This window comes from Maritalea sp. (assembly GCF_047634455.1).
Lineage (GTDB): Bacteria > Pseudomonadota > Alphaproteobacteria > Rhizobiales > Devosiaceae > Maritalea.
This window is the reverse complement of the sequence record NZ_JBLIAI010000003.1, coordinates 19829-31421: the sequence shown is the minus strand read 5'-3', so window position 1 is coordinate 31421 and position 11593 is coordinate 19829. Positions and strand designations below refer to the sequence as shown.

The following is an 11593-nucleotide window of genomic DNA, read 5'->3' as shown; positions in this document are numbered from 1 at the left end:
CGCCACAGTCCCACCAATGCGGCGACAGCCTTTGCGTTTTGCCTAATAGCCAAATATGTCGGCACGGGCATTCATTTGCCCATTGTCGGCATAGGTCATGTAACCACCAACAGAATCGCGATATTCGACAAAGCTTTGGGTAATGTCGCGGACCAATTGGTCATCGTCAGACGCAAGATCTTCGATCACTTCTTTAGCAGCGGCCCCAAAGGCGGCCAACACATCGTCTGGCAGTTTACGCACCTGCACACCATGTTCGGCAACCAAAGTTTTCAGTGCTCGCGCATGTTTGGTCGTATATTCCGTCCAAACTGGATTATAAAGGCTCTCACAAGCGAACCCGACGGCCTGTTTCAAATCATCGGGCAGATCATTAAAGGCGCTCGCATTTATCCCACATTCTTCGGCTGAAGATGGTTCACCAACACCTGACCAGTAATAGTTCTTGGCGACTTGATAATAGCCCAAGGCACTATCCGTCCAAGGCCCAATAAACTCACCCGCATCTAATGCCCCAGTTTGTAAGGCTTGGAACATTGCTGGACCGCTCATAGATTGCACAGACATACCAACCTTAGTGCACATTTCTGACGCCAGACCCGTAGTCCGAAACTTCAAACCCTTGAGATCATCAGCCGAGTGGATTTCATTTTTGAACCAACCTTGCCATTGCGGTCCTGAATTTCCACACAGAAATGGTTTAATGCCAAAGCGGGCATACATTTGGTCATAAAGTGCTTGACCACCGCCATGATAAAGCCAGCCAAACTGCTCATCGGCCCGTAAACCAAAAGGTTGCGATCCGAACAACAAAATACCTTTGGACTTGGAACCCCAATAGGCAGGCACAGCATGATAAAGTTCGGCAGTGCCTTCTGACACGGCGTCAAAAACCCCACGTCCTGGCACAAGTTCGCCCGCAGCATAAAGTTTGACCTTTATCCGATCCCCTGAAAGGGTCTCAATACGATCAGCCAGCGCCTGCGCTGCAACCCCTGGTCCAGGTAAGTTTTTCGGCCAGGCTGTGACCATTTTCCATTGTCGCACATTTTGTGCCAATGCCGGGGCCGCAAGCGCGCTGCCAGCAGCACCTAAAGCACCTACTTTTAGAAATTGACGTCTTTCCATTTTCTTCTCCTCAGTTGAAAATTAGTTACAAAATGCCGGGCAGGTTCAGCCCTTTTTCGCGCGCGCAATCCAGCGCAATGTCATAACCGGCGTCCGCGTGGCGCATAACGCCTGTAGCTGGATCGTTCCACAAGACGCGCTCTAGTCGCTTGGCTGCTTCAGGTGTGCCGTCAGCCACAATCACAACGCCAGAATGTTGTGAATAGCCCATGCCAACGCCACCGCCGTGATGGATCGAGACCCAAGTGGCCCCCGATGCTGTGTTCAAAAGTGCGTTGAGCAACGGCCAATCGGAAACGGCGTCCGAGCCATCTTTCATGCTTTCGGTTTCCCGGTTTGGCGACGCCACCGAACCGCTATCCAAGTGATCGCGACCGATCACGATGGGTGCATCCAGTTCGCCGTTCGCAACCATCTCATTGAATGCCAAACCCAGGCGATGCCGATCACCCAAACCAACCCAGCAAATCCGCGCTGGCAAGCCTTGGAAAGCGATGCGCTCGCGGGCCATATCAAGCCAGTTGTGCAAATGCTTGTTGTCCGGCAGGACTTCTTTGACCTTTTGATCGGTCTTGTAAATGTCTTCTGGGTTGCCAGACAGCGCCGCCCAACGGAACGGTCCTATGCCGCGACAGAACAAGGGGCGAATATATGCGGGCACAAAACCGGGGAAATCAAAAGCGTTTTCGAGGCCCTCGTCCTTGGCCACTTGGCGAATGTTGTTGCCATAATCGACCGTTGGAATGCCTGCCGCATGGAAATCGAGCATGGCTTGCACTTGCACTTTCATGGATGCACGAGCCGCTTTTTCGACGGATTTTGGGTCGCTCTCGCGCTTGTCGCGCCAATCTGCCATTGACCAGCCGATGGGCAAATAGCCGTTGATCGGATCATGGGCCGAGGTTTGATCGGTGACGATATCGGGACGTACGCCACGCTTTACCAATTCAGGGAACACGTCCGCAGCGTTGCCCAACAATCCAACCGATTTGGCTTCGCCCGCTTTTGTCCAGCGCTCAATCATGTCCAGCGCTTCATCAAGGCTTTCGGTTTTCGCGTCGATATAACGGGTGCGCAACCGGAAATCGATGCTTTCAGGGTTGCACTCAACAGCCAAGCAGGAAGCCCCCGCCATAACCGCAGCAAGCGGCTGCGCGCCACCCATGCCACCAAGTCCGCCGGTCAAAATCCATTTGCCATTGAGGCTGCCGCCATAGTGTTGACGCCCAGCTTCGGCAAAAGTCTCATAGGTGCCCTGCACGATGCCCTGTGAGCCGATGTAAATCCATGACCCGGCGGTCATTTGGCCATACATGGCCAAACCCTTTTTATCGAGCTCGTTGAAGTGATCCCAATTGGCCCATTTGGGCACAAGGTTGGAGTTGGCGATCAAAACACGTGGCGCTTCGGAATGGGTTTTGAACACACCAACTGGTTTGCCAGATTGCACCAACAGCGTTTCGTCTGTTTTGAGGGTTTTGAGGGTATCAACGATTTTGTCAAAATCCGCCCATGTGCGCGCTGCGCGGCCAATGCCACCATAAACCACCAATTCATGCGGGTTTTCAGCGACCTCTGGGTCAAGATTATTCATCAACATGCGCATCGGCGCTTCAGTGGTCCAATCGCCACAGATCAAGTCTTGGCCAATGGGTGAGCGCACTGTGCGGGCGTTTTTGCGTGGATTATCGGTCATCATTGTCTCCCTCAGGTGGCGCTTTGTGACAGCGCAAAATCATTCATCATCATTAGAATTTGTGCGAGCACGGGGCGCAGCTTTTCAGCCTTGGTCTCATCGTAAGTCCAAGGCGCTTGTTCATTCGTCAGATAGGCGCTTTGCGCGGTTTCCATTTGAAAAGCATGCACGCCGTTTTGCGGGTCCGCATAATGACGGGTGGTCCAGCCGCCTTTAAATCGACCGTTCAAAACGGTTTTGAAGGCCGATTGGTTGCAAATTTCAATGGCGGCTTTTTCAATTTCCGGCGCGCAGGTTTTACCCTCATTGGTGCCCACATTAAGGTCTGGCAAAGTGCCTTCAAACAGGAACGGCAAGGTCGAACGGATCGAATGGCAATCATAAATCACCACATGAGCATGCTGCTTTTTAAGCCGTTTGATCTCATCTTCAATCGCTTGATGATAGGGCTGATGGAACGATAGGCGGCGCTGTTCCACTTCAGTTTCATCTGGTTCTAACCCCTCACGATAGATCGACTCACCTTCAAAATCCGTGGTCGGGCAAAGTGTTGTGGTGTTTTGTCCCGGATAAAGCGAAACGCCTTTTGGATCGCGGTTTGCATCGATCACATAGCGTGAGAATGTTGCTTTTATGATTGTTACATCATCACGCAAACCCTCATAGAGCTGATCAATATGCCAATCCGTATCTGTAAGCTTTTGCCCCCGCTCATTAAGCTTGGCCAACACCTCACCTGGCACAAATGTGCCCGTATGCGGCAAGCCCAAGATGATCGGGCCGCTGCCCCTTTTGATCTCAACCGGTTGCATTAGCCCATAAGCTCCAAGCTAAGTGCTGCATCGGTTAGCAGGTCTTTATCCAAAACATATTTGCCCGCTTGCACCAATTCTGGTGACATATAGCGATCATCCATCAAGGACGGAATTTGCTGACGCAACGTTGCAATCAAGCCTTCAAGCTTTGGCGATGTTTTGAGCGGTCCGCGCAATTCAACGCCTTGCACCGCACACAAAAGTTCGATGCCAAGGATGTGCGCCAGATTGTCGTTCATGTCCAACAAACGCCGCGCCGCGTGGCAGGCCATGGAAACGTGATCTTCTTGGTTGGCGCTGGTTGGGGTTGAATCCACGGAGCAGGGATTTGCCTTTTGCTTGTTCTCAGACATCAGCGCAGCCGACGTCACTTCTGCAATCATGAACCCAGAATTCAAACCCGGATTTGGGGTGAGAAACGCGGGCAAGCCGAACGACAATGTGGGGTCAACCATCAAAGCGATGCGGCGTTGGGCAATCGCGCCGATTTCCGAAATCGCGAGGGCGGTTTGGTCTGCAGCAAAAGCAACCGGTTCGGCGTGGAAATTGCCGCCTGAAATGATCTCATCATTATCAACAATCAACGGATTGTCGGTGACCGCATTGGCTTCAATATGCAAGGTGTTCGCCACTTGGCGCAAAAGGTCGATACAAGCGCCCATAACCTGGGGCTGGCAGCGCAGGCAATAGGGGTCTTGCACCCGCTCGTCGTCTATCCGATGGCTTTCGCGAATATCAGAGTTTTCCAATAAGTCACGTAGTGTCGCGGCGGCATCAATTTGGCCTTTATGGCCGCGCAAGGCCTGAATTTCAGCGCGGAACGGCGCGTATGACCCCATGGCCGCATCGGTTGAAAGTGCCCCGGTTACAAGCGCTGTTTTGGCCAAACGCCAAGCGTCAAACAGGCCCGCAAGAGCTAGCGCTGTGGAGGTTTGGGTGCCATTGATCATGGCGATGCCCTCTTTGGGGCCAAGTATAATTGGGGTCAGTCCGGCAGCTTTTAGCGCGGCTTTGCCGCTCACCCGTTCGCCATTGTAAAAAGCTTCGCCTTCGCCAATCATCACCGCCGCAAGATGGGCCAATGGGGCCAAATCGCCAGATGCGCCAACAGAGCCTTGGCCCGGTATCAGGGGAACAACACCTGTTTTGAGCATGTCTTGGATTAAGACAATTGTTTCCCATTTGGTGCCGGAGGAGCCGCGCCCGAGCGACAAAAGCTTTAGCGACATCATGAGGCGCACGATATTTTCAGCCAAGGGTTGGCCAACGCCACTTGCGTGCGACAGAATAAGATTGCGCTGTAATTGTTCAGTGTCAGCCACCGCGATCCGGGTTTTGGCGAGTTTGCCAAAGCCCGTATTCACCCCATAAACCGCGTCATTGCCTTTGGCCGCTCTGGCGATAACTTGTTCAGCGCGCTCAACGCCCGCGCGGGCGTCCGGAGAAATTTGAACCGGCGTGCCTTGACGATAAATTTGTTCGAGCTGGCGCATGGTTGCAGCACCGGGGGTAAGAACTAACACTAAATTTGTCCTCCAAAGACGGTATTTTTGAGCGGGTTAAACCCGATGCGGTAAGCGAGTTCGGCTGGTTGTTTGACATTCCAAATCGCAAGGTCGGCGCGTTTGCCCACTTCAATTGAGCCGAGCTGATCAGCCAGTCCTAACGCTTTGGCGGCATTGAGGGTGACGCCGCGCAGTGCCTCTTCTGGCGTCATATGGAAAAGCGTCGCGGCCATATTCATCGCCAAAAGCAAAGACGTGAGGGGCGACGAGCCAGGGTTACTGTCGGTGGCAATGGCGATGGGCACATTGTGGTTACGCAAATGGTCGAGCGGCGGCATTTGAGTTTCGCGCAAGGTATAAAATGCGCCGGGCAATAGCACAGCGACAGTGCCCGATTTTGCGATGGCTTGAACGCCTGCCTCGTCCAAAAACTCCAAATGGTCGACAGACAAAGCCCCATATGACGCGGCCAATGCAGAGCCGCCGAGATTGCTCAATTGCTCGGCATGCAGTTTGATCGGCAGGCCCAGTTTTTTTGCCGCATCAAAAACCACACGCATCTGATCGGGTGAAAAAGCGATATTTTCACAAAACCCATCGACCGCATCCACCAAACCTTCAGCCGCCAAAGTGGGCAACATCTGATGGGCCACATGATCGATGTAATCGTCGTCGCGCCCTTTAAATTCTGGCGGTGTGGCGTGGGCGCCTAAGAATGTGGTTTTGATTTGAACAGGCCGCACTTCAGCAAGCTTTCGCGCCGCCAAAAGCATGTTGCGTTCCGTTGTGAGATCGAGCCCATATCCTGATTTTATTTCTAGGGTTGTAACCCCTTCCGCCAACAGAGCATCAAGCCGCGGCAGCGCCATTTGTGCCAGCTCATCAACGCTTGCGACGCGTGTTGCGGTGACAGTTGAAAGAATGCCACCGCCTGCCCGCGCCACTTCTTCGTAAGTTGCGCCTTCGAGCCGCATTTCAAATTCGTTGGCACGGTTGCCACCGTAAACCAGATGCGTGTGGCAATCGATCAGGCCGGGGGTCACCAGCGCGCCTTCAAGGTCACGACGCGACCAACTGGCATATTGTGCGGGCAGGTTTTCACTTGCACCGACCCATTCAATTCTGCCGTTTTGGACAGCAATTGCGCCATTTTCAATCAAGCCACCATAGCGCGATGTGGACGCATTCATTGGCGCGAGATGGCCGTTAAACAGCACGGAATTGGCGGTGTTTGACATTGGTTTGGCCCTGATATTTTCGACATAGCACTGCATCCAGCGCTTGCCTCTTTTTCAAATATGTATATGCTTATTTCTAATATGTCCATACATATTCAATCTGTCAAATGGAAGATATATGCAGCATCTATTCGCCAAATCCGCCCTGTTGAGTACCGGCTGGGCCAGCAATGTTCGCCTCACTATTGAAGATGGTGTAATCGCAAATATTGAAGTTGAGGCTGCCAAGCAGCCCTCAGATATGGAATTGGGTGAGCAAATATTGTTGCCCGCGGCGTCGAATGTGCACTCCCATTCGTTCCAACGCGCCATGGCAGGCCTTTCCGAACGACGCGGCGCGTCCACCGACAGCTTTTGGACATGGCGTGATGTGATGTATCGATTTTTGGATCATTTGGACGTTGAAGACATCAACGCGATTGCAGCCTTCACATTTATGGAAATGGCCGAAGCTGGATTTGCAGCGGTTGGTGAATTTCATTATGTGCACCATCAAAAGGGCGGAACCCCATACGACAATCCTGCTGAAACCAGCTTGCAGATTATCAACGCTGCGCAGCACGTTGGCTTGGGGTTAACGCACTTGCCGGTGCTTTATCGGTTTGGTAGCGTCAATGAAGAACCGCTTAAGGGCGGGCAATTGCGGTTTGGCAGCGATTTTGATCTGTTCGAAAGAATGGTTGAGGGCGCGAAGATCAGCCTTAAATCCGCGCCAAATGATTACCATTTGGGCGTTGCCCCCCACTCCCTTCGTGCTGTGAACAGCGAACTGTTGAGCAAGGTGACACAGCTGCTACCGGACGCACCCATTCACATGCATATTGCTGAGCAATTGGGTGAAGTTGAAGATGTAAAAGCCCATTTTGGGGCACGGCCGGTTGAGTGGTTGCTGAACAATATCGAGGTCGACAGAAGATGGTGCCTGATCCATTGCACCCATATGACGCCTGAAGAAACCATTGGCCTTGCCAAATCTGGCGCGGTTGCTGGGCTTTGCCCGATCACAGAAGCGAATTTGGGCGACGGGATTTTTGATGGGGTTCGCTATGTGGAACATTCCGGCCATATCGGCATTGGTTCGGATAGCGATTTGCGGATTTCATTGGCCGAAGAACTGCGCACGCTCGAACATTCACAGCGCTATCAAACCAACCAACGCACGGTGCTGGCCAAGCCACACAGATCGAACGCGCAGAACCTGCTGCAAATGGCGACATCTGGCGGCGCACAAGCGCTTGGCCGCCATGCGGGTCGCCTTGAAGTTGGCCGATGGGCCGACATGTTTACCATCGATCCCCAAACCATTTTGGCCGACGGATTGAGCGAGAGTTTGGCGCTTGATTATTGGATGTTTGCCAGCCGAAAAGACAATGTCGAGAACCTGTGGTCAGCCGGACGACATATTGTTAAAGATGGTCACCATATCAATCGCGCCGAATATGAACAGCGTTTCAAACGTTCGTTGCGCAAGTTGCGAGTCCTTTTATAATTCATGACCAAAAGCCTTGAACCTGTTTATCTCAAGATCAAAAATGAATTGTTGGCCCGCATCCGCAATGGCGAGCTGCGGCCCGGCGACAAGGTTGAACATGAACAAATTATCGCCCAGCACTATGATTGCGCCCGGGCAACCGTGCACCGCGCCATTCGGGAGTTAGCTGAAGAAGGATATGTGGAGCGCAAACGGCGCGCGGGTACCCATGTTGCGTCCGCTGGCACACGGGCCACACGCGTCACTATTCCCTTGGTGCGTCAAGAAATTGAAGCGCGCGGTGCCACTTATCGTTTTTCAATGCTCGAACACGAAATTCATCAAGCCTCGTCAGTTCCGGCTGACATTTTGGGCCTTGCTGAGGGCACACATGCATTATTCTTGCGCTCGGTTCATTTTGCCAACGATATTCCTTTTCAATTGGAAGAACGCTGGATCAACCTGGAGGTGGTACCAAGTGCGGAGATTGCCGTTTTCAATGACATCAATCCAAACGAATGGCTGGTTGAAACAGTTCCCTATTCGGAAGCAGAGCACTTCTTTTCTGCCGAGAACGCCAAGCCCGAGCAAGCGCGGATATTGGGGGTAAAGCCAAATGATGCCTTGTTTGTGATTGAGCGGCGCACACACCTTGCAGGCCAGGCGATCACCTACGCTCGGTTGTTCCACCCTGGTGCAAGCTATCGAATGACCGCAAAAAACTTCAGCTTTTCGACGAAAAATTAACAATTTTTCTCTAGGGTAGCTCTTTGTATTTCGCGATTTTGTTAAATTAACTTATTCATTAGTTTATTGGTCGTCAGTGCTGAGTAGTCAAAGTGATAAATTTCGATTTCGCCACAAATATGGGAAGCAGCCCCAACTCTGTCGCCTTAATTGGCGACATTGCGGCAGACTTGGAATTTGCGACTGTGCGACCTTATATGGGTTTGAGCGATGCAGAACGACTATCCAAAATAAACCCAATCAACTTCTTTCTGTTTGATTATTCCCCGAATTTCAAAAAATCCATTGCCCAAATCGCTGAAATCCGCGCGAGCAAACAATTGCGTGTGCGCTTTTCGCCCCTGGTTTGCTTTGTTGAAGCGCCCTCAAAAGAATCGATCATTGAATGCGTTAATGCGGGTTTTGATGATATTTTGACCATTCCTTGGGTGGCATATTCGATCAAAGAGAGATTATCCAAACAGGTGAATACAAAAAACGTCTATTTTGAAACCGACAGCTATTTGGGTCCGGATCGCCGACGGTTTAGTCAAGACCCCAAAAAACGGGGCACAACTGCGCCCGCACCAGGCTGTGGATTTAGGCGCTATGAATTTGTGCGCAACAATAGTCTTGGGGTGCAGATCATTCAGGACAAGATAATCGGCACCGCGCCGAGCCGGTTAAGTGCCTCGTCACGTGGCGGCACACAACATCGCATGAGCATTTAGACCGGGTCTTTGTTCGCATGCGCATTTGTGCGTAAGCGCATTAAAAGCGGCGATTAACCAAAAAACGGCAACATTGGTTTGAACCTCCAACCGTTGCGAGCCGCCACATGTTTAAATTTCCTGCATTGAAAATCGCTTACCGCCTTCCGTTAGCCTTTACGGGGTCTGCACTTGCCATTGGGATTGGTCTTGGCGTTGCAAGCTTTATCATCAGCTCCAACACCGTCAGTCAAATGACCCGCACCAAGTTGGAAACCATCGTTGAAAGCCGTGAAGTTGCCCTGAAGAACTATTTTGAGGGCGTGAAATCCGATTTGTTTATCGAAGCGCAAAACCCGGTGGCGATTAACGGCATCAAAGAATTGGGCAAGGCCTGGGCACAAATTGAGGGCAATCCCGAACAGGTCCTGCAAAATGCATATATAAACAGCAACCCTTACCCCTTGGGTGAGCGCCATTTGCTGCAAGGGGCAAAAACGGGCCAATGGTATGACAGCGTGCACGCAAAGTATCATCCCTATTTCACCGCCCTTTTGGAACAGATGGGCTATTATGATGTTTTCTTGTTCAACAATGAGGGGCAGCTCCTGTACACTGTTGCAAAAGAGAATGATTTCGCCACCAATTTTGCGCCAAATGGTGGGCGGTGGGCGTCGAGCGATTTGGGCAAAGCTTACCAGGCCGCGTCGCAAATGCAGCCGGGCGAGTTAAAATTCTTGGATATTTTCCCCTACCCGCCGTCAAATGACGCGCCTGCAAGTTTTATTTCTACGCCGGTATTTGACAAGGGCGAGCGGATCGGGGTTTTGGCCTATCAAATTCCCGTGGACCAGTTCACCAAAATTATGCACGACAAAACGGGACTTGGAACGACCGGCGAGACTTTTATTGTGGGCGCAGACCGGTCATTTCGAAATGATTCTGTGTTCACTGACGAGAACGACATTCTGTCAACAAAACTTGAATATGCGGCCATCGACGATGCCTTGGCAGGCAAATATGGCTACACCGTCACCGACACGTATCGGGGCGAAGAGCTCAATCTGTTAAGTGTACCGTTTGAATTTGCGGGCGTAAACTGGGCCGTCGTTGCGGTGCAGGGCGTTTCAGAAAGCAATTCGCCGGTGGATGGGTTGCGCAATCTGTTGCTCGCCATTGGGTCGGTTATGTTGGGTGTGATTGTTGTTGGCGGGTTCTTGTTTGCCCGCACAATTACCCGACCGATTGCCAACCTTGCTGTGACGATGGCGGATTTGGCGGAAGGAAATCTGGATGTGGATGTTGACGGCACACAGGGCCAGGATGAGCTGGGTGATATGGCCCGGGCGGTAGATGTGTTTAAAGAAAACGCCATCGCCCGTCGTCGCTTGGAAGAAGAAAGCGAGCAAGAGGCAAATGCGCAGCTCACGCGGCAGTCCAAAGTGGAAACCCTGATAAGTCAATTCCGGGGCTCGGTGGGTGAAGCATTAGACACGGTGTCGCGCAATACCAGCCAAATGATGGAGACCGCAAATGTGTTGACCGGCATTGCCACAGACACATCCGGGCAAGCCAATGAAGTCGCTAGCGCATCAAAAGAAGCTTCGGCAAATGTGAAAGCTGTGGCGGCTGCGGCAGAAGAATTGGCCGCCTCAATTGAAGAAATTTCTCGGCAAGTGTCCAAGACCAATTCAATCGTTAATATTGCAGCAGAAGCGGCGCAAAACACCAATACAAAAGTTACCCGCTTGGCCGATGCCGCCCAGCGGATCGGTGATGTGGTGGCGCTCATTCAAGACATTGCGGAACAAACAAACCTGCTGGCGCTAAACACTTCGATTGAAGCCGCGCGAGCCGGCGAAATGGGCAAAGGCTTTGCAGTTGTCGCGACTGAAGTGAAAAGCCTGGCCAATCAAACCGCCAGTGCCACCGAGGAAATCGCCAACCAGATTACAGAAATTCAAGACAGCACGAAAGAAGCTGTGCAAGCCATTGAGCAAATTGCCCAAACAATGGCGGAGGTGACCAGTTACACCACCTCGATTGCATCCGCTGTTGAAGAGCAAGGTGCCGCCACCGCCGAAATCAGCCAAAGCGTCACCCAAGCTGCAACCGGTACCGAGCAAGTGGCAGGCTCAATTAATTTGGTCACCACATCGGCTGGCGAAACCAACCAAAGTGCCAACCAAGTGCTTGTGGCGTCCGAGGATATGGCCAAGCAAGCGCAAACTTTACAATCAACAGTTGATACATTCTTATCTGAAGTTGCGGCGGCTTAGAGACCGGTCTTTCTGGCATTTTGCG

The 11593-nt window shown here is 52.0% G+C and carries 9 protein-coding genes; 4 read left to right on the top strand and 5 right to left on the bottom strand.

The annotated features are described in order from the left end of the window. Positions 1-42: 42 nt before the first annotated feature. From ACJAZW_RS01765 to hutI, 5 genes are read right to left on the bottom strand one after another with little or no spacing between them, the layout of a single operon-like run. Entirely contained in the window at positions 43-1128 is a 1086-nt protein-coding gene (locus ACJAZW_RS01765; RefSeq protein WP_415155139.1) for a TRAP transporter substrate-binding protein, read from the bottom strand. 25 nt (positions 1129-1153) lie between these two features. Next, on the bottom strand, positions 1154-2824 hold the full coding sequence (gene hutU, locus ACJAZW_RS01760; protein ID WP_415155138.1) for a urocanate hydratase: 1671 nt from the start codon (positions 2822-2824) through the stop codon (positions 1154-1156). Between the two features lie 11 nt (positions 2825-2835). Beyond that, on the bottom strand, positions 2836-3636 hold the full coding sequence (hutG, locus tag ACJAZW_RS01755) for an N-formylglutamate deformylase (protein ID WP_415155137.1): 801 nt from the start codon (positions 3634-3636) through the stop codon (positions 2836-2838). Further along, positions 3636-5162 carry a histidine ammonia-lyase gene (gene hutH, locus ACJAZW_RS01750; protein ID WP_415155136.1) on the bottom strand — a complete coding sequence of 509 codons (1527 nt, stop codon included), beginning with the start codon at positions 5160-5162 and terminating at the stop codon, positions 3636-3638. The genes hutG and hutH overlap by 1 nt, the downstream gene beginning before the upstream one ends. Continuing rightward, a complete protein-coding gene (gene hutI, locus ACJAZW_RS01745) occupies positions 5162-6382 on the bottom strand; it encodes an imidazolonepropionase (protein WP_415155135.1) in 1221 nt (406 codons plus the stop codon). Before hutI ends, hutH begins: the two co-directional genes overlap by 1 nt. A 118-nt stretch (positions 6383-6500) precedes the next feature. Between hutI and ACJAZW_RS01740 the strand changes: the two genes are divergently transcribed. From ACJAZW_RS01740 to ACJAZW_RS01725, 4 genes are all read left to right on the top strand, one after another. After that, on the top strand, positions 6501-7871 hold the full coding sequence (locus tag ACJAZW_RS01740; protein WP_415155134.1) for a formimidoylglutamate deiminase: 1371 nt from the start codon (positions 6501-6503) through the stop codon (positions 7869-7871). Positions 7872-7874: 3 nt separating this feature from the next. Continuing rightward, positions 7875-8600, top strand: coding sequence for a UTRA domain-containing protein (locus tag ACJAZW_RS01735; protein WP_415155133.1), 726 nt, complete (start codon positions 7875-7877; stop codon positions 8598-8600). Between the two features lie 92 nt (positions 8601-8692). Beyond that, positions 8693-9310, top strand: a complete 618-nt coding sequence (locus tag ACJAZW_RS01730) for a hypothetical protein (protein ID WP_415155132.1) — start codon at positions 8693-8695, stop codon at positions 9308-9310. 107 nt (positions 9311-9417) lie between these two features. Next, the gene (locus ACJAZW_RS01725; protein ID WP_415155131.1) at positions 9418-11568 is read left to right on the top strand and encodes a methyl-accepting chemotaxis protein; all 2151 of its coding nucleotides are present in this window, start codon (positions 9418-9420) and stop codon (positions 11566-11568) included. Positions 11569-11593: the final 25 nt, after the last annotated feature.